The 24,046-nt window shown below is 56.6% G+C and carries 19 protein-coding genes; 12 read left to right on the forward strand and 7 right to left on the reverse strand.

All coding sequences use genetic code 11. From position 1 onward, the window contains the following. The first annotated feature begins 9 nt into the window (after positions 1-9). A complete protein-coding gene (gene aceK / locus ACMGGU_RS22670) occupies positions 10-1,746 on the forward strand; it encodes a bifunctional isocitrate dehydrogenase kinase/phosphatase (protein ID WP_048030165.1) in 1,737 nt (578 codons plus the stop codon). A gap of 37 nt (positions 1,747-1,783) precedes the next feature. Here the strand turns inward: aceK and iclR are convergent, their stop codons facing one another. Continuing rightward, positions 1,784-2,614, reverse strand: a complete 831-nt coding sequence (gene iclR / locus ACMGGU_RS22675; protein WP_420300946.1) for a glyoxylate bypass operon transcriptional repressor IclR — start codon at positions 2,612-2,614, stop codon at positions 1,784-1,786. A 193-nt stretch (positions 2,615-2,807) separates the two neighbouring features. On the opposite strand from iclR, the gene metH reads away from it, so the two are divergent. Both metH and ACMGGU_RS22685 read left to right on the forward strand, forming a co-directional pair. Next, positions 2,808-6,491 (forward strand): methionine synthase, encoded by a 3,684-nt coding sequence (gene metH / locus ACMGGU_RS22680; protein ID WP_420300947.1) that lies wholly within the window; start codon positions 2,808-2,810, stop codon positions 6,489-6,491. A gap of 116 nt (positions 6,492-6,607) precedes the next feature. Then, positions 6,608-8,239, forward strand: coding sequence for a Na/Pi cotransporter family protein (locus ACMGGU_RS22685; protein WP_420300948.1), 1,632 nt, complete (start codon positions 6,608-6,610; stop codon positions 8,237-8,239). On the opposite strand, the gene ACMGGU_RS22690 is transcribed toward ACMGGU_RS22685, so the two are convergent. Both ACMGGU_RS22690 and ACMGGU_RS22695 read right to left on the reverse strand, forming a co-directional pair. Then, positions 8,236-8,523, reverse strand: a complete 288-nt coding sequence (locus ACMGGU_RS22690; RefSeq protein ID WP_021242718.1) for an addiction module antidote protein — start codon at positions 8,521-8,523, stop codon at positions 8,236-8,238. The two genes, ACMGGU_RS22685 and ACMGGU_RS22690, sit on opposite strands and share 4 nt — an antisense overlap. A 6-nt stretch (positions 8,524-8,529) precedes the next feature. Next, positions 8,530-8,832 carry a type II toxin-antitoxin system RelE/ParE family toxin gene (locus tag ACMGGU_RS22695; RefSeq protein WP_023293553.1) on the reverse strand — a complete coding sequence of 101 codons (303 nt, stop codon included), beginning with the start codon at positions 8,830-8,832 and terminating at the stop codon, positions 8,530-8,532. A 197-nt stretch (positions 8,833-9,029) separates the two neighbouring features. Between ACMGGU_RS22695 and rluF the strand changes: the two genes are divergently transcribed. After that, complete coding sequence (gene rluF / locus ACMGGU_RS22700; RefSeq protein WP_008503414.1) at positions 9,030-9,902, forward strand: 23S rRNA pseudouridine(2604) synthase RluF; 873 nt, start codon at positions 9,030-9,032, stop codon at positions 9,900-9,902. Here the strand turns inward: rluF and ACMGGU_RS22705 are convergent, their stop codons facing one another. The 3 genes from ACMGGU_RS22705 to rtcR form a co-directional block, all read right to left on the reverse strand. Further along, entirely contained in the window at positions 9,903-10,175 is a 273-nt protein-coding gene (locus ACMGGU_RS22705) for a DUF3811 domain-containing protein (protein WP_014830263.1), read from the reverse strand. Positions 10,176-10,225: 50 nt separating this feature from the next. Next, positions 10,226-11,170: a ketopantoate/pantoate/pantothenate transporter PanS gene (panS, locus tag ACMGGU_RS22710; protein ID WP_045909140.1), complete on the reverse strand. Its 945-nt coding sequence runs from the start codon at positions 11,168-11,170 to the stop codon at positions 10,226-10,228. Between the two features lie 105 nt (positions 11,171-11,275). Continuing rightward, positions 11,276-12,850: an RNA repair transcriptional activator RtcR gene (gene rtcR / locus ACMGGU_RS22715; protein WP_048030173.1), complete on the reverse strand. Its 1,575-nt coding sequence runs from the start codon at positions 12,848-12,850 to the stop codon at positions 11,276-11,278. A 440-nt stretch (positions 12,851-13,290) separates the two neighbouring features. Between rtcR and ACMGGU_RS22720 the strand changes: the two genes are divergently transcribed. The 3 genes from ACMGGU_RS22720 to ACMGGU_RS22730 are packed head-to-tail and all read left to right on the forward strand — an operon-like array spanning position 13,291 to position 16,442. Next, complete coding sequence (locus tag ACMGGU_RS22720) at positions 13,291-14,418, forward strand: slipin family protein (RefSeq protein WP_048030175.1); 1,128 nt, start codon at positions 13,291-13,293, stop codon at positions 14,416-14,418. Positions 14,419-14,422: 4 nt separating this feature from the next. Further along, a complete protein-coding gene (locus ACMGGU_RS22725; RefSeq protein WP_063622883.1) occupies positions 14,423-15,649 on the forward strand; it encodes an RtcB family protein in 1,227 nt (408 codons plus the stop codon). 4 nt (positions 15,650-15,653) lie between these two features. Continuing rightward, positions 15,654-16,442 (forward strand): DNA polymerase beta superfamily protein, encoded by a 789-nt coding sequence (locus tag ACMGGU_RS22730; RefSeq protein ID WP_063622882.1) that lies wholly within the window; start codon positions 15,654-15,656, stop codon positions 16,440-16,442. Between the two features lie 41 nt (positions 16,443-16,483). On the opposite strand, the gene lysC is transcribed toward ACMGGU_RS22730, so the two are convergent. Continuing rightward, positions 16,484-17,833: a lysine-sensitive aspartokinase 3 gene (gene lysC, locus ACMGGU_RS22735; protein ID WP_045909145.1), complete on the reverse strand. Its 1,350-nt coding sequence runs from the start codon at positions 17,831-17,833 to the stop codon at positions 16,484-16,486. Positions 17,834-18,207: 374 nt separating this feature from the next. Here lysC and pgi point away from each other — a divergent pair, with 374 nt between their 5' ends. The 5 genes from pgi to ACMGGU_RS22760 all read left to right on the forward strand — a co-directional run bounded on the left by pgi (position 18,208) and on the right by ACMGGU_RS22760 (position 23,999). After that, a complete protein-coding gene (gene pgi / locus ACMGGU_RS22740) occupies positions 18,208-19,857 on the forward strand; it encodes a glucose-6-phosphate isomerase (RefSeq protein ID WP_045909146.1) in 1,650 nt (549 codons plus the stop codon). A gap of 367 nt (positions 19,858-20,224) precedes the next feature. Next, complete coding sequence (yjbE, locus tag ACMGGU_RS22745; RefSeq protein ID WP_008503423.1) at positions 20,225-20,467, forward strand: exopolysaccharide production protein YjbE; 243 nt, start codon at positions 20,225-20,227, stop codon at positions 20,465-20,467. A gap of 63 nt (positions 20,468-20,530) precedes the next feature. Then, complete coding sequence (locus ACMGGU_RS22750) at positions 20,531-21,169, forward strand: YjbF family lipoprotein (RefSeq protein WP_262797321.1); 639 nt, start codon at positions 20,531-20,533, stop codon at positions 21,167-21,169. Beyond that, the gene (locus ACMGGU_RS22755) at positions 21,166-21,903 is read left to right on the forward strand and encodes a capsule biosynthesis GfcC D2 domain-containing protein (RefSeq protein ID WP_074180456.1); all 738 of its coding nucleotides are present in this window, start codon (positions 21,166-21,168) and stop codon (positions 21,901-21,903) included. Before ACMGGU_RS22750 ends, ACMGGU_RS22755 begins: the two co-directional genes overlap by 4 nt. Continuing rightward, on the forward strand, positions 21,903-23,999 hold the full coding sequence (locus tag ACMGGU_RS22760; protein WP_420300949.1) for a YjbH domain-containing protein: 2,097 nt from the start codon (positions 21,903-21,905) through the stop codon (positions 23,997-23,999). Before ACMGGU_RS22755 ends, ACMGGU_RS22760 begins: the two co-directional genes overlap by 1 nt. Positions 24,000-24,046 lie beyond the last annotated feature (47 nt).

The following is a 24,046-nucleotide window of genomic DNA, read 5'->3' on the forward strand; positions in this document are numbered from 1 at the left end:
GGGGAATATATGTCGCGTGGCCTGGAATTACTGATTGCCCAAACTATTTTGCAGGGCTTCGATGCCCAGTATGGTCGTTTTCTTGAAGTGACCTCCGGCGCGCAGCAGCGCTTCGAACACGCAGACTGGCATGCGGTTCAGCAGGCCATGAAGCAGCGTATCCATCTTTATGACCACCACGTGGGTCTGGTGGTGGAGCAGTTGCGCTGTATTACCGACGGTAAAAGTCCGGACGCGGAATTTTTACTGCGCGTAAAAGAGCATTACACCCATTTGTTACCCGACTACCCGCGCTTCGAGATTGCGGAGAGCTTTTTCAACTCCGTCTATTGCCGGTTATTTGATCACCGCTCATTATCTCCTGAGCGGTTATTTATCTTCAGCTCCCAGCCCGAGCGACGCTTTCGTACCATTCCGCGTCCGCTGGCGAAAGATTTCTTCCCCGATCGCGGATGGGAAAAGCTCCTGCACCGCGTGCTTACAGATCTGCCGCTGCGCCTGCCCTGGGAGAATAAAACCCGGGATATCGGGTATATCCACGCCCATCTCAAAGAAGCCTTCGGCGCGGAGGTGCTCAGCCACAGCCATTTGCAGGTGGCCAACGAGCTTTTCTACCGCAATAAAGCGGCCTGGCTGGTGGGCAAACTGGTTACACCGACGGCCATTGTGCCGTTTCTGCTGCCCATTCACCGCACCGACGGCGGGGAACTGTTTGTCGATACCTGCCTGACCACCAGCGCCGAGGCCAGCATCGTGTTTGGCTTCGCCCGCTCCTATTTTATGGTCTATGCACCGTTACCTGCCGCGCTGGTGGAGTGGCTGCGCGAGATCCTGCCGGGCAAAACCACCGCCGAGCTGTATATGGCTATTGGCTGCCAGAAGCACGCTAAAACGGAAAGCTACCGGGAATACCTGCGTTATGTCACTACCGCTGATGAGCAGTTCATCGAAGCGCCCGGCATTCGCGGCATGGTGATGCTGGTGTTTACGCTGCCGGGCTTTGACCGGGTCTTTAAGGTAATTAAGGACAGATTCGCGCCGCAGAAAGAGATGACCGCCGCGCACGTCCGCGCATGCTACCAGCTGGTTAAGGAGCATGACCGCGTCGGGCGCATGGCGGATACTCAGGAATTCGAAAACTTTGTGCTGGATAAGCAGCAGATCGATCCGGCACTCATGGCGCTTTTATTGCAGGAAGCACCTGCCAAAATCACCGATCTTGGCGACAAGATCGCCATCAGCCATCTCTATATTGAACGACGCATGGTGCCGCTGAATATCTGGCTGGAGCAGTCCGACGGTCAGGCTTTAAGAGATGCGATTGAAGAGTACGGCAACGCGATTCGTCAGCTTGCCGCCGCCAACATCTTCCCGGGCGATATGCTGTTTAAAAACTTCGGCGTCACCCGTCACGGTCGGGTGGTGTTCTACGATTACGACGAAATTTGCTACATGACCGAGGTGAACTTCCGCGATATTCCACCGCCCCGCTACCCGGAAGATGAGCTTTCCAGCGAGCCGTGGTACAGCGTTTCGCCGGGCGATGTGTTTCCCGAAGAGTTTCGCCACTGGCTGTGCGCCGATCCGCGCATCGGGCCGCTATTCGAAGAGATGCATGCCGATCTGTTTCGCGCCAGCTACTGGCGCGGACTGCAAACGCGGATCAAAAATGGGCATGTCGAAGATGTGTATGCATACCGCCGCAAGCAGCGGTTTTGCATCAGGTTTTCAGAGGGCATCATGTAGGCCGGGTAAGGCGAAGCCGCCACCCGGCAATGCATGCTTAACGAATCCCACCGTACGCCAGCGTCACCTCTTTCGCCGCCTTAATCACCAGCGCACCCAGTTCGGTTACGCGATCGTCGGTCATACGCGAAATCGGCCCGGAGATAGAGATGGCGGCAAACGGCTCGCGGTGCTCGTCAAAAATACAGGCTGCGATACAGCGCAGGCCGAGGGCGTGCTCCTCGTCGTCAAACGAATAGCCGAGCTTGCGGGTCAGGGCCAGATCTTCTTTCAGATGGACGGGTGACACCAGCGTGGCGTGGGTATAGGCGTGCAGCCCTTTACGGTGCAGCAGCCCCGTCACCTGCTCCTCGCTCAGCTGAGAGAGAAATGCTTTCCCCGCCCCGGACGCGTGCATCGGCAGCTTACCGCCAATAGGCGCGGACATGCGCATCAGCTGCGTGCACTGTACCTGGTCGATGATAATCGCCTGGTGATCGCTCTGGTCGAGCACGGCCAGGTTTACGGTCTCTCCGGACTCCTCCATCAGCTTGCGCAGAATCGGATGCACAATCGCCAGCAGGTTGCGGCTCTGCAGGAAGCTGCTGCCAACGATAAACGCATGCGCGCCCACCGCCCAGTGCCCCAGCTCGCCCACCTGGCGGACAAAACCCAGCTGCTGCATGGTGGTCAGCAGGCGGTGTGTTGTGGAGTTCGGCAGGCCAGCCTGCTGGGCCAGCTCCGTCAGGGCCACGCTGCTGTGCGACTCGGCTATCCACTCCAGCAGCTTCAGACCGCGCGTGAGCGATTGAACCTGTCCGCCCTGTTGTGCGGCGGCGGTGGTGGCAGCAGGTTTTCTGCCGCGTTTAGCGGGAACGGTCGCGACCATGACGATCTCCTTTTTCTGTATCGTGGAAATCATTTTCGTTTTATTTGGTGAATTTGCAACCGTTATCCTGACTGATCGGAGGAGTGATGGTGAACATGTCTCATGTTACCGCTGAGCGGCTTTTCCACTGTGCGAGATTGTGCCAGTATGGAACGCAGCCTTTTGGCCTTGTTGAGCGTTGTCGGGAGCAAGTGTGAGCAGCAAAGTAGAGCAACTGCGTGCGCAGTTAAATGAACGAATTCTGGTGCTGGACGGCGGCATGGGCACCATGATCCAGGGCTATCGCCTGAGTGAAGATGATTTCCGCGGCGAACGCTTTGCCGACTGGCCCTGCGACCTGAAAGGGAACAACGACCTGCTGGTGCTCAGCAAGCAGTCCGTGATTAAAGATATCCACAACGCCTACTTCGAAGCGGGTGCGGATATCGTTGAAACCAACACCTTTAACTCGACAACCATCGCCATGGCGGATTACCAGATGGAATCCCTGTCGGCGGAAATCAACTTTGAAGCCGCGAAGCTGGCGCGCGCCTGCGCCGACGAGTGGACGGCCCGCACGCCGGATAAGCCGCGCTACGTTGCCGGGGTGCTTGGCCCGACGAACCGCACCGCGTCGATTTCACCGGACGTCAACGACCCGGCGTTTCGTAATATCACCTTTGACCAGCTGGTTGCGGCCTACCGGGAATCGACCAAAGCGCTGGTGGAAGGCGGTTCCGATTTGATCCTGATTGAAACCGTCTTCGACACCCTCAACGCCAAGGCCGCGATTTACGCGGTGAAAGAGGAGTTCGAGGCGCTGGGCGTTGACCTGCCGATCATGATTTCCGGCACCATCACCGACGCCTCTGGCCGTACCCTGTCCGGCCAGACCACGGAAGCGTTTTATAACTCCCTGCGCCACGCCGACGCACTCTCCTTCGGCCTGAACTGCGCGCTGGGCCCGGACGAGCTGCGCCAGTACGTGCAGGAGCTGTCGCGCATCGCGGAATGCTACGTCACCGCACACCCGAACGCTGGTCTGCCAAACGCCTTCGGTGAATACGATCTGGATGCCGACACCATGGCGGCACAAATCTGCGAGTGGGCCGAGTCTGGCTTTCTGAACATCGTCGGCGGCTGCTGCGGCACCACGCCGGAGCACATCGCGGCCATGAGCAACGCCGTCGCCGGGCTGCCGCCGCGCAAGCTGCCCGAGCTGCCGGTTGCCTGTCGCCTCTCCGGCCTTGAGCCGTTGACCATTGGTGAAGACAGCCTGTTTGTGAACGTGGGTGAGCGTACGAACGTCACCGGTTCCGCGAAGTTTAAACGCCTGATCAAAGAAGAGAAGTACAGCGAAGCGCTGGACGTTGCCCGCCAGCAGGTGGAAAGCGGCGCGCAGATAATCGATATTAACATGGATGAGGGGATGCTCGACGCCGAAGCAGCGATGGTGCGTTTCCTCAACCTGATTGCCGGTGAGCCGGACATCGCCCGCGTGCCGATCATGATCGACTCCTCCAAATGGGACGTGATCGAGAAGGGGCTGAAGTGCATTCAGGGTAAAGGCATCGTCAACTCCATCTCCATGAAAGAGGGCGTTGATGTCTTCATCCACCACGCGAAGAGGGTCCGCCGCTACGGTGCCGCCGTGGTGGTCATGGCCTTCGACGAAGTGGGCCAGGCCGATACCCGCGCGCGTAAAATTGAGATTTGCCGCCGCGCGTACAAAATACTGACCGAAGAGGTGGGCTTCCCGCCGGAAGACATCATCTTTGACCCGAACATCTTCGCCGTGGCGACCGGCATCGAAGAGCACAATAACTACGCCCAGGACTTTATCGGCGCGTGCGAGGACATTAAGCGCGAGCTGCCGCATGCCCTCATCTCCGGCGGCGTGTCGAACGTCTCGTTCTCGTTCCGCGGTAACGACCCGGTGCGTGAAGCGATCCACGCCGTGTTCCTCTACTACGCCATCCGCAACGGGATGGACATGGGGATCGTTAACGCCGGCCAGCTGGCGATTTACGACGACCTGCCTGCCGAGCTGCGCGATGCCGTAGAGGACGTGATCCTTAACCGCCGCGACGACGCCACCGAACGGCTGCTGGACCTGGCGGAGAAATACCGCGGCAGCAAGTCGGATGACGCAGCCAACGTTCAGCAGGCCGAGTGGCGTGCCTGGGACGTGAAAAAGCGTCTGGAATATTCGCTGGTAAAAGGCATCACCGAGTTTATCGAGCAGGACACCGAAGAGGCGCGTCAGCAGTCAGCCCGCCCGATTGAAGTGATCGAAGGGCCGCTGATGGACGGCATGAACGTGGTGGGCGATCTGTTCGGTGAAGGCAAAATGTTCCTGCCACAGGTGGTGAAATCCGCCCGCGTGATGAAGCAGGCCGTGGCGTACCTTGAGCCGTTTATCGAGGCCAGCAAAGAGAAAGGCTCCAGCAACGGCAAGATGGTCATCGCCACCGTCAAGGGTGACGTGCACGACATCGGCAAGAATATCGTCGGCGTGGTGCTGCAGTGTAATAACTACGAGATTATCGACCTCGGCGTGATGGTCCCGGCGGATAAAATCCTCAAGACCGCGCGCGAAGTGAATGCCGATTTGATTGGCCTCTCCGGGCTGATCACCCCGTCGCTGGACGAGATGGTTAACGTGGCGAAGGAGATGGAGCGTCAGGGCTTCACCATTCCGCTGCTGATTGGCGGCGCGACCACTTCTAAAGCGCACACGGCAGTGAAAATCGAGCAGAACTACAGCGGGCCGACGGTGTACGTGCAGAACGCCTCGCGCACGGTGGGCGTTGTCTCCGCGCTGCTCTCTGACACCCAGCGCGACGAGTTTGTCGAGCGCACCCGCAAAGAGTACGAAACCGTTCGCATCCAGCACGGGCGCAAGAAACCGCGCACCCCGCCAGTTTCACTCCAGGCGGCGCGTGATAACGATCTGGCGTTTGACTGGTCGAGCTATACGCCACCGGTCGCGCATCGCCTGGGCGTTCAGGAGGTCAGCGCCAGCATCGAAACGCTGCGCAACTACATCGACTGGACGCCGTTCTTTATGACCTGGTCGCTGGCGGGCAAATATCCGCGCATCCTGGAAGATGAGGTGGTAGGTGAGGAGGCGAAACGCCTGTTTAAAGATGCCAACGACATGCTCGACAGACTGAGTGCTGAGAAAACCCTTAACCCGCGTGGCGTCGTGGGGCTGTTCCCGGCCAACCGCGTGGGTGACGACATCGAAATTTACCGCGATGAAACCCGCACTCACGTACTGGCGGTCAGCCGCCATCTGCGTCAGCAAACCGAGAAAGTGGGCTTTGCCAACTACTGCCTGGCCGATTTTGTCGCGCCGAAGCTTAGCGGTAAAGCCGACTATATTGGCGCCTTTGCCGTGACCGGCGGTCTGGAAGAAGATGCCCTGGCTGACGCGTTCGAAGCGCAGCACGACGATTACAATAAAATCATGGTGAAAGCGATCGCCGACCGACTGGCGGAAGCCTTCGCCGAGTACCTGCACGAGCGCGTGCGTAAGGTGCACTGGGGCTACGCGGCGAATGAAAACCTCAGCAACGAGGAGCTGATCCGCGAAAACTACCAGGGGATTCGTCCGGCACCGGGCTATCCGGCCTGCCCGGAGCACACCGAAAAGGGCACGATCTGGCAACTGCTGGACGTCGAAGCCCATACCGGGATGAAGCTCACCGAGTCGTTCGCCATGTGGCCGGGTGCGTCAGTTTCAGGCTGGTACTTCAGTCATCCGGACAGCAAGTACTTTGCCGTGGCGCAGCTGCAGCGCGATCAGATTGAAGATTACGCCCTGCGCAAAGGCATGAGCGTGTCAGAAGTCGAGCGCTGGCTGGCCCCGAACTTAGGCTACGACGCCGACTAACGTCACTTTTCCTTACAACAAACAAGGCACCTCAAGGGTGCCTTGTCTCTTTCTTACGCTTAACCCCTTATACTAAACCTATGGAAAACGAATAATGATAAGGAGGAAGACCTTCCGTGCTGACCCTGTTACATCTGCTCTCTGCAGTTGCACTGCTCGTATGGGGCACCCATATCGTCCGTACCGGCGTGATGCGCGTTTTTGGCGCCCGTTTACGTACCGTTCTCAGCAGTAGCGTTGAGAAGAAGCCGCTCGCCTTCTGCGCGGGCATTGGCGTAACGGCACTGGTTCAGAGCAGCAACGCCACAACCCTGCTTGTCACCTCCTTTGTGGCGCAGGATCTGGTGGCGCTGGCCCCGGCGCTGGTCATTGTGCTGGGGGCTGATGTGGGTACCGCGCTGATGGCGCGTATCCTGACGTTTGACCTCTCCTGGCTGTCGCCGCTGCTGATTTTTGTCGGCGTCATCTTTTTCCTCGGCCGCAAACAGACGCGGGCGGGCCAGCTCGGACGCGTGGGCATTGGCCTGGGGCTAATCCTGCTGGCGCTGGAGCTGATTGTGCAGGCGGTCACCCCGATTACCGAGGCCAACGGCGTGCAGGTCATCTTCGCTTCCCTGACCGGGGACATCATGCTCGACGCGCTCATTGGCGCGGTGTTTGCCATCGTCAGCTACTCCAGTCTGGCGGCGGTTCTGCTGACGGCCACGCTTACCGCCGCCGGGGCGATCTCCTTCCCGGTGGCGCTGTGTCTGGTGATCGGGGCTAACCTCGGCTCGGGCCTGCTGGCGATGCTCAACAATAGCGCGGCCAATGCTGCCGCCCGCCGCGTGGCCCTCGGTAGCTTGCTGTTTAAGCTGGTGGGCAGCCTGATTATCCTGCCCTTTATCCATCCGCTGGCGAACCTGATGGACAACCTCCCGCTGCCGAAGGCGGAGCTGGTGATCTATTTCCACGTGTTCTACAACCTGGTGCGCTGCCTGGCGATGATCCCTTTTGCCGGGTCGATGGCCCGCTTCTGCGAACGACTCATTCAGGACGAACCGGAGCTGGATGCGCGCCTGAAGCCGAAGCACCTGGATACCTCCGCGCTGGACACCCCGGCGCTGGCGCTGGCGAATGCCGCACGCGAGACACTGCGCATGGGCGACGCGATGGAGACCATGCTCGAAGGCCTGCAAAAGGTAATGCACGGCGAGCCGCGGGAGGAGAAAGAGCTGCGCAGACTGGCGGACGATATCAACGTGCTCTATACCGCCATTAAGCTCTACCTGGCGCGCATGCCGCAGGACGAGCTGGCGGAGGAGGAGTCCCGCCGCTGGGCGGAAATCATTGAGATGTCGCTCAACCTTGAGCAGGCCTCCGATATCGTTGAGCGCATGGGCAGCGAGATCGCCGATAAGTCGCTGGCCGCACGCCGGGCGTTCTCCGTTGAAGGCCTGAAGGAGCTGGAAGCGCTGCACGAGCAGTTGGTCAGTAACCTGAAGCTGGCGATGCTGGTCTTCTTTTCCAGCGACGTCCCGAGCGCGCGCCGCCTGCGCCGTAACAAGCATCGATTCCGCATTCTTAACCGCCGCTACTCGCACGCCCACGTTGAGCGTCTGCATCAGCAAAACGTGCAGAGTATCGAAACCAGCTCACTCCACCTGGGACTGCTGGGCGATATGAAGCGCCTTAACTCGTTGTTCTGTGCGGTGGCCTACAGCGTGATGGAACAGCCGGATGAAGATGACCTGCGGGATGAGTATTAATCCCCGGCGTGTTTGAGTGTTAACCCAAAACCCAATGCTTTCATGACCGCGAGCGTAGTTTTGAGCGTTGGGTTTCCTTTATCACTGAATGACCGATAAAGCTGCTCACGTGATAAACCGGTTTGCTGTGAAATGTTCGACATGCCTTTGGCTCGCGCGACAACACCAAGGGCTTTAGCGATATATGTCGAGTCGCCTGTTTCTAGTGCATCAGCGATAAACACGGCGATTTCCTCGTCATCCACCAACGCGTTGGCGGGATCGTAAGGTGTTAATTTATGCATGCTCATTCACTCCTGCCATTGGGATACATTGCTCAGCATTTTTGCCATCAGTATGTCTCTGGCCTGGCTGCTTTTGTCACCACCACATAACAGCACGATGATGTAATTGCCCTGGTCTTTAAAATAGATTCTGTAGCCCGGACCAAAGTGGATCCTTAGCTCACTTATACCTTCTCCCACGGGTTTAACGTCGCCAGCTAAGCCATTTGCCAACCGAAAGAGGCGGGAAGCGATAATGGTCTTCGCTCGTCGATCTTTTAAGTTTTGCTCCCAGCGTCGGAAGGATTCTGTCTGAACAATCTCCTTCATATTACTCCCTGTGATTTATAAACTACAAATACTTCTCCATGGAGAGTAAAACTAAAAGGCTTGAACACATGGGTAAATGACAGGATGCAAAATCCTGAAAGCGTCTCGCAAACTAAAAAACCCGTCTCAGTTACCGTCGGCTAATCTTTTTTTCCAGTCCATACCTAAGGTATATTTCGCCCTTCACAGGAGAAACTATGCTGCCAACTCAATCAACCCGATTAAACAAATACATTAGCGAGAGCGGGATCTGCTCACGTCGCGAGGCGGACCGTTACATTGAACAAGGTAATGTGTTCCTCAACGGCAAACGCGCCACGATTGGTGACCAGGTGATGCCTGGCGATGTGGTTAAAGTGAATGGTCAGCTCATCGAACCGCGTGATGCCGAAGACCTGGTGTTTATCGCGTTGAACAAACCGGTTGGGATTGTCAGCACCACGGAAGATGGCGAGCGGGACAACATCGTTGATTTCGTGAACCACAGCAGCCGTATCTTCCCGATTGGCCGTCTGGATAAAGACTCTCAGGGGCTGATTTTCCTCACTAACCACGGCGATCTGGTCAACAAGATCCTGCGTGCCGGTAACGATCACGAGAAAGAGTACATTGTGACGGTGAATAAGCCGGTCACGGACGACTTTATTCGCGGTATGGGCGCCGGTGTGCCGATCCTCGGTACCGTTACGAAAAAGTGTAAGGTGAAGAAAGAAGCGCCGTTCGCGTTCCGTATTACCCTTGTGCAGGGCTTAAACCGCCAGATCCGCCGCATGTGCGAGTACTTCGGTTATGAAGTGACGAAGCTGGAGCGCACGCGCATCATGAACGTCAGCCTGTCCGGCATTCCGCTGGGCGAATGGCGCGACTTAACGGACGACGAACTGATCGAGCTGTTCAAGCTTATCGAGAACTCCTCGTCCGAAGCGAAGCCGAAAGCCAAAGCAAAACCGAAAACCCAGGCGATTAAGCGTCCGGTCGTGAAGGCACCGCAGGCGGAAGAGAAAGGACGCGGCAAACCGGGCAACGGGAAGCGATTTACCCAGCCTGGCCGTAAAAAGAAAGGGCGCTAGCTAGCGCCTTCCACGGGTAGAGGTATTGGCCGACCAGGAAAAGGTCGTTTCGGTATCCGGCTTGTAAGCCTGCTGCTTTTTCAGTTTGCGGGCTTTTTTCGCCTCGGCGTCACGCTGCGCCATCAGTTTGTCGATGTACTCTTTTTTCACCTGATTGGTTTCGGCGTTGGTCAGCGTACGGCCATGCGCGATGCGGGCGCGGTCGAGAAGCGTTTTCAGTTCGCGCTGCTCGGCTTCCGTCATGTCTTTCTGGGTCAAACGTGGTGTCGCCATTGCTGAAGCCTCCTGAGAGAGAGGCTTCAGTGTAAAGCAAGCTGAGTCAATTAACCCTGCTTCACCGCATCTTTTTTCGTTTGTTCCTCAATCGGTTTGCCGGACCAGTACCCCGCCAGCAGCGAGCCGGAGAGGTTGTGCCAGACGGAGAACAGCGCACCCGGCAGGGCCGCCAGCGGCGAGAAGTAGATTTTACCGAGCGCCGCCGCCAGGCCGGAGTTCTGCATCCCTACCTCGATTGCCAGCGTGCGGCAGGTCGATTCGTCGAAGCCAAACAGTTTCCCGCCCCAGTAGCCGCCCAGCAGGCCAATGGTGTTATGCAGCACCACCGCGACGATCACCACAAAGCCTACGGAAGCAATGTGCGAGGCGGAGCCCGCCACCACGGCGCTGATGATGGCCAGAATACAGACCATCGAAAATGCGGGCAGGTATGGCTCAACGGCCTTCACCACGCGCGGGAAAAGATGGTGAATGACCAGCCCCAGCGCAATCGGGATCACCACGATTTGCAGAATGCTCAGCAGCATACCCATCACGTCCACCTGAATATGCGCATCCACGTACAGGCGGGTTAACAGCGGCGTGGCAATCACGCCCACCAGCGTAGATACGGACGAGATAGTGACGGAGAGCGCCACGTCGCCTTTCGCCAGATAGATCATGACGTTGGACGCCGTGCCGCTGGCCACGCTGCCCACCAGCACCATCCCGGCGGAAAGGTCGGGCGGCATCTTAAAGGCCATCGCCAGCAGCCACGCCGCGAGCGGCATCACCAGGTAGTGCAGAAATATTCCTGCCGCGACGGGCGCAGGGCGAGACAGCACGCGTTTGAAGTCGTCGACTTTCAGATGCACGCCCATACCGAACATGATCAGCATCAGCAGCGTGGTGACCCACGGACCAATACCGGTGAACGTGGTGGGCGTGTAATACGCGAGTACGGAGAGCAGCAGCGCCCATAACGGGAACAGCCGCGTAATAGCGGATAACATAATGATTTCCTTGCGATGAATGTTGTATGTGTTTGTTATAAAAAGCCGGGATCGAGCCCGGCTATAGTTATTGTTTATCGCGTAAGGAAGTAATATTCAAATGAATTATGACCGGATGCTTTCCCAGCTCAGACTAAAGCGAGCCAGATATTTGCGCAGTCGGTCGGCGTCGTTAGGATTGGCTTTTTTGAGCCGTGAAACGGCAAACAGCTCACGTCCGGCTTCAGACAACGATGCGCTGCGGCGACATACCTCCAGCACCGTTTCAAGTTGCCGCTGGTCAAAGAGGTCAATCTCCATGTCAGTTGCAGGCTGCGTCACGTCAGTTTGCCAGTCGGTCTGAAGACGTGAGATCTCCTCCAGCACCAGATCCTGAGTAATACGCCCTCGTTCCGCCAGGGTCGCCATGCGTGCGACGCTGGCGCTCAGTTCGCGAAAGTTGCCCCGCCACAGCGCCCTGCTGGAACAGGCAAAGGCCAGATAGCCTTCGCGCGCCTCTTTATCGAAGCGGATTTGCGTCTGGCTTTCGCGAGAGAAACGTTGAAGTTCGTAGTCGACATTCGGCGTGATGTCCTCTTTCCGTTGGGCAAGGCCGGGCAAGGCAAAGCTCCACATATTAATACGGGCATAGAGATCTTCACGAAAACGTCCCTCTGCCACCCACTGGCGCATATCACGGTGGGTTCCGGCGATAAGTTGAAAATCGCTGTGAACTTCTTTATCGGAGCCAAACGGGAAAAAAGTTTTCTCTTCAATGGCTTTGAGCAGCATCGCCTGTTCATCCAGGCCTAGTTCGGCAATCTCGTCGAGGAAAAGGACGCCGCCATCGGCTTCACGCAGCAGGCCGCTGCGCGCCGACAGTGCGCCGGTAAAGGCTCCTTTCACATGGCCGAACAGCGTGGACATGGCGTTATCACCGCGCAGGGTCGCGCAGTTGACGGAAACCAGCTTGCCGGAAACTTGATGGCGTGACTGCTTAAGCTGATAAATGCGGTTCGCGAGGAACGACTTGCCCGCGCCGGTGGGGCCGGTCAGCAGAATCGGGGCTGTTGAACGTAGCGCCACGCGTTCAATCTTGTCGATAAGAGTGTTAAAGGTGGCATTTCGCGTATCAATGCCCGCTTTCAGAAATGAGATTGACTGCTGCTGCTCGCGCTGAAAACGGTTGGTAAGGGTCGTGTAGCGGCTTAAATCCAGGTCGATAATTGAGTAAGTTCCGGCTGCAGTCTCCTCAGCAGAGGCTTCTTTTCTGGCAGGGCCAGTCTGCAAAAGGCTGGCGGGAAGATAGCGGGCTTCCGTCAGCAGGAACCAGCAGATCTGCGCCACATGCGTGCCGGTGGTGATGTGGACGAAATACTCTTCGTGATCGGTATCAAAAGTATACTGGGTGGCGAAATCGAGAAACGCGGCATAAACCTCTTCGAAATCCCACGGGTCTTCAATGATTACCGTGCTGGGACGCACCTCGGTGTGGGGGGAAACCAGCACAATATCTTCCGCCAGTTGCTGAGCCATGCCGAGATCTCGCGGTTGATGTAGCAGCTCCAGCCTGTCGACCGGGAAATCCGGCTGTTGGCACAGCCCGACGGTCGGTCGCCATTTGCGAAAGCGATTAGCCCGCTTTCCCCGTTTATCCATCACGGTGCCAAGCACCCCGATTACCACCTTCCGCTTCTTCATGTTTATCCAGAAAGATAATTGTCGATATAACAGGATAAAAAATGTTGAGCCGAACGGCAATGAATGAAAAGTGTGATAAATAAAAAGCATTAATTATCAATGAAATAAAAAAATAAAACGACAATTTTTGTTTTTGGCACGCTTCTGGCAATACAGATAACGTCACGACGTTGAGCACACTGGGGGTTAAGGCCCCGTCGGCGCACCAGGAACGGCAAGGCTGTTTTCCGGGGCGTTCCGTCAACCAATGACAGACAGAAGGGTTCGATTCCCGATTCATTCTCCCAATGAAAACTGGTTGTAAACATCAAAGTAAAAACGGGGATTGCGCAGTCAGCAATCCCAATGAAGGTCGCCGGTAATGGTGCCGGATCGCAGGCGAAAAGGCATTCCCCTGTGATTTCGTGCCTGCACCCGCGCCTGACTTTAAGGAATATAAAATGGCTAAAAAAATCACGATAAAAAAAGGTCAGTTAGGACTGGTAGCAAAAGCTGGCGATTATTACCGGGTACTGGAGGCGGGTGAACACCGTCTGGGTTGGTTCAATACTGACGACGTGCTGGTGGTGAGCCAGGACGGCAGCGAGGTGCCGGGTGCGCTGGCGGATTATCTGCGCCGCTTTCAGCCTGACTGGGTGGCACGTTACTGCCTGGCGGTTGATCTTACTGCGGATGAAATCGGGGTGTTATCGAACAACGGCGTATTGCAGGAGATTGTGCCGCCTTGTACACGTCGTCTGTACTGGCAGCAGGATGCGGCGTTGAGCCTGCGAAGAATTGATACCCGTGATGTGCGGGTGCCGGAGGACGTGATGAATGCTGCTCTGCAGCCGCGTCGCAATGGCGCGGTAAAAGGGCGTGACGCGATGCTGGTCGTACAGGTACCTGCCTGGCACGTCGGGGTGGTGAAAATCGACGGAGAAATTCAGGCACTGTTACCGCCGGGACTGACGGCTTACTGGAAAATTAACCATCTGGTTGAGGCAGAGGTAGTGGATACGCGCCTTCAGGTGGTGGAAGTGAGCGGGCAGGAGATCCTGACGAAGGACAAAGTTAACCTGCGCCTGAACCTGGCGGCTAACTGGCGCTACAGCGACGTGCTGCAGGCCTGCGGACAGCTTACGAAACCGCTGGAACATTTGTACCGCGAACTCCAGTTCGCACTGCGTGAAGCGGTCGGCACCCGCACTCTCGATGAGTTACTGGAAGATAAGCAGATCATTGACGAGGTGGTCAGCAAACAGGTGCAAGGCCGCCTGTCATCCTTTGGAATGGAAATTGCGTCGCTTGGGGTAAAAGATATTGTTTTACCTGGTGATATGAAAACGATTTTATCCCGTCTGGTAGAGGCCGAAAAAGCGGCCCAGGCGAATGTTATTCGCCGACGTGAAGAAACGGCGGCGACACGATCGCTGTTAAACACCGCAAAGGTGATGGAGAACAACCCGGTGGCGCTGCGTTTAAAAGAGCTGGAAACCCTGGAAAGGGTCGCGGAGCGTATCGACAAAATTTCAGTATTTGGTGGCCTGGACCAGGTATTACACGGCCTTGTTAACCTGAAAGGATAACGCAATGCAACAAAATGATTTTGAATTACTGACAGCGCCAAACGGCGCCCCGATCAAAATGTGGACTCACGGTGTGCCCGTGGAGCCAGAGGCACAAGCGCAGTTACTGAATACTGCAAAGATGCCTTTTATTTTCAAACACCTTGCGGTGATGCCCGACGTTCATCTCGGTAAAGGTTCTACCATCGGCAGCGTGATCCCGACCAAAGGGGCAATTATTCCTGCGGCGGTTGGCGTGGATATTGGTTGCGGGATGATTGCCGTTCGCACGTCGCTGGTGGCCGGTGATTTGCCGGATAATCTCAGCGGTTTACGTAGCGCCATCGAACAGGCTGTGCCGCATGGGAGAACCAATACCCGTTCTCGACGGGATAAAGGCGCGTGGGAAACGCCACCGAAAGAAGTGGACGATCGCTGGTGGGTGCTGGCCCCACGTTTTAAACAACTCACGGATAAATACCCGCAGTTGCTGAAAACCAACAACTACCAGCATCTGGGCACGCTGGGTACCGGAAACCACTTTATTGAAATTTGCCTCGATGAGCAGCAGCGCGTCTGGGTGATGTTGCACAGCGGCTCGCGCGGCGTAGGAAACGCCATCGGTAATGTGTTTATCGCCCTGGCACAGCAGGATATGCAGCATCACCTGGGACATCTGCCGGATAAAAATCTGGCCTATTTTCAGGAGGGGAGTCGTCACTATGAGGACTACATCGAGGCGGTGGAGTGGGCGCAGGATTTTGCCCGCCACAATCGGGAAGTGATGATGTCGCGCGTGCTGGCGGCGCTCTCTCGCGAAGTGACTAAGCCCTTTATTACGCAGCAGGAGGCGGTTAACTGCCATCACAACTATGTGCAGAAAGAGCATCACTTTGGGGAAGAGGTACTGATCACGCGCAAAGGTGCGGTGTCGGCGCAGAAAGGGCAAATGGGGATTATTCCGGGCTCAATGGGCGCAAAGAGCTTCATCGTGCGTGGCCTCGGCAACGAGCAAAGCTTCTGTTCCTGCAGCCACGGCGCTGGGCGAGTGATGAGCCGAACGGCGGCAAAAAAACGCTATACCCTTAGCGACCATATTCAGGCGACCTCTCACGTAGAGTGTCGCAAAGACAATGAGGTGATCGATGAAACGCCGATGGCCTATAAAGACATTGATGCCGTGATGGCCGCGCAATCGTCGCTGGTGGAGATCGTTCACACCCTGCGTCAGGTAGTGTGTGTAAAAGGATAAAAAAATGAGCAACAACGATGTTGATAGCGCGATGCGCGCACGTGTCTGCGCGCAACTTCGCGATATAGAGCAGCGCTATAACGTGCGCGTGCTCTACGCCTGTGAATCGGGCAGCCGGGGATGGGGATTTGCCTCACCGGATAGCGATTATGATGTGCGGTTTTTGTACGTTCACCGCCCAGAATGGTATCTGCGCGTCGAAGCCCAACGGGATGTGATCGAGCTGCCGATAGATGATGAACTGGACGTATGTGGCTGGGAATGGCGCAAGGCACTGGGCCTGCTGAAGGGGGCAAACCCGACGCTTATCGAGTGGCTGGATTCCCCTGTTGTTTATCAGGAGGATGAGACGGTAGTGGCCGAGTTGCGCGCGCTGATACCCGCGTGGTTCTCACCATTGCGCGCCCGCTGGCATTACTACTCGATGGCCCGAAAAAACTTCCATGAATATTTACAGGGGGAAACGGTTCGGCTGAAAAAGTACTTTTATGTTCTGCGCCCTTTGCTGGCGGCGCGGTGGGTAGAAGCGGGGAAAGGCGTTCCACCGATGCGTTTTACCGAACTGCTTGCCGGGAGCGAACTGTGTGCGCCGTTACGTGCGGAAATCGATGCATTGCTGGAAATAAAACAGCGCGCAGATGAAGCGGAATATGGTCCTAAACGGCCATTACTCCACGCTTTTTTGCAAAATGAGCTGGTGAGAGGAGAAGTACCGCCGGTACTACCCGACAGCAGAGAAGGAAATTTAAAAGATCTGGATTCGTTGCTGATGAGAACAGTAATGAAAAGCTAAAGATTGGCCCGGTAGTGAAAATGCCCGGGCCATTCTTGCGCTTATTCAAACAAATTCTGATGAAGCTTCTGCACCACCTGCTCGGCCTGATCGGCTGGCACCAGGAAGCAGAGGTTATAGCTGGACGCACCGTAGCAAATCATGCGGATGTTGAACGGGTCGAGCACGCCAAACACCTCTTTGCCCACGCCGCAGGCGCGCGACAGCTTGTTGCCGATGATGGCAACCAGCGCCAGGTCTTCTTCGACTTCCACGCGGCACAGCTCAGACAGCTCAATCAGCAGCGACTGCGTCAGCAGGGTATCACCGGTTGAGGTAGAGCCCGTGGTGTCCAGCGTCAGCGCAATGCTCACTTCAGAGGTGGTGATCAGATCCACGGAGATATTGTGGCGCGCCAGAATGCCAAACACTTCCGCCAGGAAACCGCGGGAGTGCAGCATATTGTGGCTATGCAGCGTGACCAGCGTCTGGCGACGGCGCAGGGCCAGGGCGCGGAACAGCGGCGGGTTTTCCGTTTTCTTGCAGACCAGCGTCCCGCCCGCTTTCGGATCTTTACTCGAGCCGACGAAGACCGGAATATCGCTGCGTACGGCTGGCAAAAGGGTTGCCGGATGCAGCACTTTCGCGCCGAAGGTGGCCATTTCCGCCGCTTCTTCAAACGCGATCACATCAATACGTTTCGCCGCGGAAACAACGCGCGGGTCGGTGGTGTAAATACCCGGAACGTCAGTCCAGATATCGACGCGCGTGGCATGCAGAGCCTCGCCCAGCAGCGCGGCGGTGTAGTCGCTGCCGCCACGGCCAAGCGTGGTGGTGCGGCCCTTCGCTTCGCTGCCGATAAAGCCCTGGGTGATCACGATGCCGTCTGCCAGACGCGGGGCCAGCTGCTGATTGGTCAGCTCGGCCAGTGCTTCAACGTCCGGCTCGGCGCGGCCAAAGCGGTCGCTGGTGCGCATCACTTTACGCACGTCAAACCACTGCGCCTGAATGTTACGCTCGCGCATGATTTCAACAAACAGCAGGGTGGACATCAGCTCACCGTGGCTGACCAGCTCGTCGGTCAGGGCGGTGGAGGTGGCCAGCGAGGCGGCTTCTGCCAGGGTGGTGATGTTTTCCAGCAGACGTTCCACTTCCTCGCGGATGACGTTCGGGTTCTGCAGACGCTCAAGAATGTCGAACTGAATTTTGCGCAGTGCATCCAGCTTCACGAAACGTTCTGTCGCTTCCAGTCCTTCAGACAGAGAAACCAGCAGGTTCGTCACGCCGGCAGAGGCAGACAGCACCACCAGGCGGGTATTCGGATCGGCCAGCACCACATCGGCGCTGCGGTTCATGGCATCGTAATCGGCCACACTGGTGCCGCCAAATTTGGCGACCACAAAACTCGTCATAACAACCTCGTGTCAGGGAATGAATAAGCGACCTTGGCACAAGAGTGAAACGAAAACAGGTGCAGGCGCAAAATACGGCCCTATAAATAAAATGCGGGGGAGGTCCTGTCAATGCTGGGATTATGCGGATTTTTTATGGGGGGGTACCCCTGAGAAACAGGACTTATAACAGGGCCAGATTTTATGCTCCGTTTTAGGGCATTTTGACCGACATTTCACCGCTCCTGGAAGGCGCTTCAGCAGCTATACTTTTCGGGTCTTTTCACCTGTGTTTGATGCAGGCCAGGGCAATGGCATAAAAACCATCACAATTTTTATTTGCAGGCGCTACAATCGACCGCAGTCACAATTCTCAAATCAGAAGAGTATTGCTAATGAAAAACATCAACCCAACGCAGACCGCTGCCTGGCAGGCACTCCAGAAACATTTTGATGAAATGAAAGACGTCACCATCGCGGATCTGTTCGCGAAAGATGCCGATCGTTTCAACAAGTTCTCCGCGACTTTCGACGACCTGATGCTGGTGGATTTCTCTAAAAACCGCATTACCGAAGAGACGCTGGCAAAACTGCAGGATCTGGCGAAAGAAACCGAGCTGGCGGACGCCATCAAATCCATGTTCTCCGGTGAGAAAATCAACCGCACCGAAGACCGTGCCGTGCTGCACGTCGCTCTGCGTAACCGTAGCAATACGCCAATCATCGTTGACGGCAAAGACGTTATGCCGGAAGTGAACGCGGTGCTGGAAAAGATGAAAACCTTCTCCGAAGCGATCATCTCCGGTAGCTGGAAAGGCTACACCGGCAAAGCGATCACCGACGTGGTAAACATCGGTATCGGCGGTTCTGACCTCGGCCCGTTCATGGTGACCGAAGCGCTGCGTCCGTACAAAAACCACCTCAATATGCACTTTGTGTCTAACGTCGATGGTACCCACATCGCCGAAGTGCTGAAGAACGTGAACCCGGAAACCACCCTGTTCCTGGTTGCGTCTAAAACCTTTACCACCCAGGAAACCATGACCAACGCCCACAGCGCGCGCGACTGGTTCCTGAAAACCGCGGGCGACAACAAGCACGTGGCGAAACACTTCGCGGCGCTGTCTACCAACGGTAAAGCCGTCAGCGAGTTCGGTATTGATACCGCGAACATGTTCGAGTTCTGGGACTGGGTTGGCGGCCGCTACTCCCTGTGGTCTGCGATTGGCCTGTCCATCATCCTGTCCGTAGGCTTCGACAACTTCGTTGAGCTGCTCTCCGGCGCGCACGCGATGGATAAACACTTCTCCACCACCGCACCAGAGAAAAACCTGCCGGTGCTGCTGGCGCTGATCGGGATCTGGTACAACAACTTCTTCGGCGCTGAAACCGAAGCGATCCTGCCGTACGACCAGTATATGCACCGCTTTGCTGCGTATTTCCAGCAGGGCAACATGGAATCCAACGGTAAATACGTTGACCGTAACGGCAACGCGGTGGACTACCAGACGGGCCCAATCATCTGGGGCGAACCGGGTACTAACGGCCAGCATGCTTTCTACCAGCTGATTCACCAGGGCACCAAAATGGTACCGTGCGATTTCATCGCGCCGGCTATCACCCATAACCCGCTGTCCGATCACCATCCGAAGCTGCTGTCCAACTTCTTCGCCCAGACCGAAGCGCTGGCGTTCGGTAAATCCCGCGAGGTGGTTGAGCAGGAATACCGCGACCAGGGTAAAGATCCGGCAACGCTGGACCACGTGGTGCCGTTCAAAGTATTCGAAGGCAACCGTCCAACCAATTCCATCCTGCTGCGCGAAATCACGCCGTTCAGCCTGGGTGCGCTGATTGCTCTGTACGAGCACAAAATCTTCACGCAGGGCGCGATCCTGAACATCTTCACCTTTGACCAGTGGGGCGTTGAGCTGGGCAAACAGCTGGCAAACCGTATTCTGCCAGAGCTGGGTGATGATAAAGCGATTACCAGCCATGACAGCTCGACCAATGGTTTGATCAACCGTTATAAAGCATGGCGTGCGTAATTAAAACGTCATGAAAACGTGCCGGCTTAATGCCGGCATTTTTTTATCGGATAATTCCTGATGTCTGTTAGTTAACTCAAATTCTGGTTCTGAGTTTAATCCGAAAAAGACGCTTAACCCGTTAATTGCTGCGGTTTATTTTAAGAAAATACGCAGAAGTCAGTTAATGTCTCTATATTATAACCTATTGATTTTTATTGGTTATATATTTTCCTGTTTTTCCTTTCATTTCGATTTTATCCATTAGTCCGAAAACCCTCTCCCTATTTCCCCTTACGGCAAACCCGCGGCAGTAGTTGTGTATACTCGATTCCGCCTGAAATTCTTTTCGGGCAAATCTCCATTCATTCATTGAAGGGAAATTGTTATGAAGAAAGTACTGTATGGCATTTTTGCCATATCTGCGCTTGCGGCGACATCTGTCTATGCAGCTCCGGTTCAGGTCGGGGAAGCGGCAGGGTCGGCTGCGACGTCTGCGTCTGCGGGGAGTTCTACCGCAGCCAGCGCCAGCACCGTAAGTTCAGCCGTGGGTGTCGCGCTGGCGGCAACCGGTGGCGGTGATGGCTCCAACACCGGAACCACGACCACCACGACAACCAGCACCCAGTAATAGCGGGTGTTTTAATCATAACCACACTTCGGTGTGGTTATTTCGCCCCTTCGGAGAAGAGTCGTGAAGCGACCTGCAATCATTCTGATTTGCCTGCTGCTGCAGGCGTGCTCGGCCACCACTAAGGGGCTGGGAAACTCACTGTGGGAAAGCCTGTTCGGCACACCGGGCGTGCATCTGACCGATGACGAACTTCAGAACATGCCCTATGCCAGTCAGTACATGCAGCTTAACGATGGCCCGCAACTGTTTGTGGTGCTCGCTTTCGATGAAAACGGGCAGCAGAAATGGGTGACGCAGGATCAGGCCACCATCGTGACGCAGCATGGCCGTATCGTGAAAACCCTGTTGGGCGGCGATAACCTGCTGGAGGTGAATAATATCGCCGACGACCCGCTGATCAAGCCGAACCAGATCGCCGACGGCGCAGGCTGGACGCGTACGATGGGCTGGACCGAACACAAGCAGGTGCGTTACGCCACGGCACGCTCGACCTTCCGCTGGGATGGCACCGACAGCGTGAAAGTCGGCAGCGACGCAACGCAGGTTCGCGTGCTGGATGAAGAGGTCACCACCGACCAGGCCACCTGGCACAACCGCTTCTGGATCGACGAGGAAGGGCAGATCCGTCAGTCCTTACAGTATCTCGGTGCCGGTTTCTTCCCGGTCAAAACCACCCTGATCAAGGCGGCGAAATCATGAAAACGCTCATTCACGTTGCGCTTATCGCCAGTTTTGCCGCGCCGCTGGCATGGTCCGCCGGGACAGTAAAGGTCTACACGCCGGACAGTGAAAAACCCAAAACCTTAACCCACGCCGAGCATCTGCTCGATCTTGTCGGACAGCCAAGGCTCGCCAACAGCTGGTGGCCAGGCGCGGTCATCGCTGAACGGCAGAAGACCGTGGAAGCGGAACAGCAGCACAAGGCGCTTCTTGCCAGGCTAACGGGACTCGCGGAGCAGGAAGATGGCGACGACGCGGCGGCCATTAATAGCGTCCGTCAGCAGCTGCAGGCGCTGAAGGTGACGGGCCGACAGAACGTCAATCTTGATCCGGATGAGGTGCGCGTCACGGAAAACGGCAACCCCACGCTGGAAGGGGACTATACGCTCTGGCTTCCGGCGAAGCCGACGACGGTGACCGTGATGGGGCTTATCAGCAGCCCGGGTAATAAGCCCTTTACCCCCGGTCGTGACGTGGCGAGCTATCTCGACGAGCAGAGTCTGCTGAGCGGCGCGGATAACAGCTATGCCTGGGTGGTTTACCCTGACGGCCACACGCAAAAAGCCCCTGTCGCTTACTGGAATAAGCGTCATATCGAACCCATGCCGGGCAGCATTATTTTTGTCGGTTTTGCCGACCATTTCTGGACGAAGGCGTATGACGGGCTTAACGCCGATATCCTTCACTCCCTGATTCAGCGGATACCGGAATAATGAAAAGAACCTATCTCTACAGCATGCTGGCGCTCTGCGTGAGTGCCGCCTGCCATGCAGAAACGTATCCGGCACCCATTGGCCCGTCTCAGTCAGACTTCGGCGGCGTCGGTTTACTGCAAACGCCCACCGCGCGTATGGCGCGTGAAGGGGAAATTAGCCTTAACTACCGTGATAACGACCAGTATCGCTACTACTCGGCGTCGGTGCAGCTGTTCCCGTGGCTTGAAACCACCCTGCGCTATACCGACGTGCGGACGAAACAATACAGCAGCGTCGAGGCGTTCTCAGGCGATCAGACCTACAAAGATAAAGCCTTCGACGTCAAGCTGCGCCTGTGGGAAGAGAGCTACTGGATGCCGCAGGTCTCCGTGGGCGCCAAAGATATCGGCGGTACCGGCCTGTTTGATGCGGAATACATCGTGGCCAGCAAGGCCTGGGGACCGTTTGATTTCTCACTCGGTCTGGGATGGGGCTATCTTGGCACCAGCGGCAACGTGAAAAACCCGTTTTGCTCCTACAGCGATAAATACTGCTACCGCGATAACAGCTACCAGAAAGCGGGCTCCATCAACGGTGACCAGATGTTCCACGGTCCGGCGTCACTGTTTGGTGGCGTTGAATATCAGACGCCCTGGCAGCCGTTACGCCTGAAGCTGGAGTACGAGGGGAATGACTACTCGCAGGACTTCGCCGGGAAGATTGAGCAGAAGAGCAAGTTTAACGTCGGCGCCATTTATCGCGTCACCGACTGGGCCGACGTTAACCTCAGCTACGAGCGCGGCAATACGGTAATGTTTGGCTTCACGCTGCGCACCAACTTTAACGACATGCGGCCGCACTACAATGATAACGCGCGGCCTGCATACCAGCCGGAGCCGCAGGATGCGATTCTGCAGCACTCCGTGGTGGCAAACCAGCTGACGCTGCTGAAATACAATGCCGGTCTGGCGGATCCGAAAATTCAGGTGAAAGGCGATACGCTGTACGTCACCGGCGAGCAGGTGAAATACCGCGACTCGCGTGAAGGGATCGAACGCGCCAACCGGATCATCATGAACGATCTCCCGGACGGGATCCGCACGATCCGCGTGACGGAGAATCGTCTCAACCTGCCGCAGGTGACGACGGAAACGGATGTTGCCAGCCTTAAGCGCCACCTGGAGGGCGAACCGCTTGGGCATGAAACCGAGCTGGTGCAAAAACGCGTTGAGCCGATCGTGCCGGAGACCACCGAGCAGGGCTGGTATATCGACAAGTCGCGCTTCGATTTCCATATCGATCCGGTGCTGAACCAGTCCGTCGGCGGGCCGGAAAACTTCTACATGTATCAGCTGGGCGTCATGGCGACGGCGGATCTGTGGCTCACCGACCACCTGGTGACCACTGGCAGCCTGTTCGGCAACATCGCCAACAACTACGACAAGTTCAACTACACCAATCCGCCAAAAGACTCGACGCTGCCGCGCGTGCGTACCCGCGTGCGTGAGTACGTGCAGAACGATGCCTACGTGAATAACCTGCAGGCCAACTACTTCCAGTACTTCGGCAACGGCTTCTACGGCCAGGTGTACGGCGGGTATCTGGAAACCATGTACGGCGGTGCGGGGGCAGAAGTGCTTTATCGTCCTGTCGACAGCAACTGGGCGTTCGGGATTGATGCCAACTACGTCAAACAGCGTGACTGGCGCAGCGCCCAGGACATGATGAAGTTCACCGACTACAGCGTCAAAACCGGCCACCTGACCGCCTACTGGACGCCGTCGTTCGCGCCTGACGTGCTGGTGAAAGCCAGCGTCGGCCAGTACCTGGCGGGCGACAAGGGCGGCACGCTGGACATCTCCAAACACTTCGACAGCGGCGTCGTGGTGGGCGGCTATGCCACCATCACCAACGTCTCGCCGGACGAGTACGGGGAAGGGGACTTCACCAAAGGGGTTTACGTGTCGATTCCGCTGGATCTCTTCTCGTCAGGCCCAACCCGCAGCCGCGCGGCCATCGGCTGGACGCCGCTGACGCGCGACGGCGGTCAGCAGCTTGGACGTAAGTTCCAGCTGTACGACATGACGAGCGATAAGAACATTAACTTCCGCTGATGCCCCTCACCCTAACCCTCTCCCCAAAGGGGAGAGGGGATCGCTCG

It is taken from the genome of Enterobacter sp. BNK-8 (genome assembly GCF_048685095.1).
Classification (GTDB): domain Bacteria; phylum Pseudomonadota; class Gammaproteobacteria; order Enterobacterales; family Enterobacteriaceae; genus Enterobacter; species Enterobacter quasiroggenkampii.

Coding starts and splice junctions, on each gene's coding strand:
- aceK (WP_048030165.1), top strand. CDS start 10: ATGTCGCGTGGCCTGGAATTACTGATTGCCCAAACTATTTTGCAGGGC.
- iclR (WP_420300946.1), bottom strand. CDS start 2,614: ATGGTCGCGACCGTTCCCGCTAAACGCGGCAGAAAACCTGCTGCCACC.
- ACMGGU_RS22690 (WP_021242718.1), bottom strand. CDS start 8,523: ATGCATAAATTAACACCTTACGATCCCGCCAACGCGTTGGTGGATGAC.
- ACMGGU_RS22695 (WP_023293553.1), bottom strand. CDS start 8,832: ATGAAGGAGATTGTTCAGACAGAATCCTTCCGACGCTGGGAGCAAAAC.
- rluF (WP_008503414.1), top strand. CDS start 9,030: ATGCTGCCAACTCAATCAACCCGATTAAACAAATACATTAGCGAGAGC.
- ACMGGU_RS22705 (WP_014830263.1), bottom strand. CDS start 10,175: ATGGCGACACCACGTTTGACCCAGAAAGACATGACGGAAGCCGAGCAG.
- panS (WP_045909140.1), bottom strand. CDS start 11,170: ATGTTATCCGCTATTACGCGGCTGTTCCCGTTATGGGCGCTGCTGCTC.
- rtcR (WP_048030173.1), bottom strand. CDS start 12,850: ATGAAGAAGCGGAAGGTGGTAATCGGGGTGCTTGGCACCGTGATGGAT.
- ACMGGU_RS22720 (WP_048030175.1), top strand. CDS start 13,291: ATGGCTAAAAAAATCACGATAAAAAAAGGTCAGTTAGGACTGGTAGCA.
- ACMGGU_RS22725 (WP_063622883.1), top strand. CDS start 14,423: ATGCAACAAAATGATTTTGAATTACTGACAGCGCCAAACGGCGCCCCG.
- ACMGGU_RS22730 (WP_063622882.1), top strand. CDS start 15,654: ATGAGCAACAACGATGTTGATAGCGCGATGCGCGCACGTGTCTGCGCG.
- lysC (WP_045909145.1), bottom strand. CDS start 17,833: ATGACGAGTTTTGTGGTCGCCAAATTTGGCGGCACCAGTGTGGCCGAT.
- pgi (WP_045909146.1), top strand. CDS start 18,208: ATGAAAAACATCAACCCAACGCAGACCGCTGCCTGGCAGGCACTCCAG.
- yjbE (WP_008503423.1), top strand. CDS start 20,225: ATGAAGAAAGTACTGTATGGCATTTTTGCCATATCTGCGCTTGCGGCG.
- ACMGGU_RS22755 (WP_074180456.1), top strand. CDS start 21,166: ATGAAAACGCTCATTCACGTTGCGCTTATCGCCAGTTTTGCCGCGCCG.
- ACMGGU_RS22760 (WP_420300949.1), top strand. CDS start 21,903: ATGAAAAGAACCTATCTCTACAGCATGCTGGCGCTCTGCGTGAGTGCC.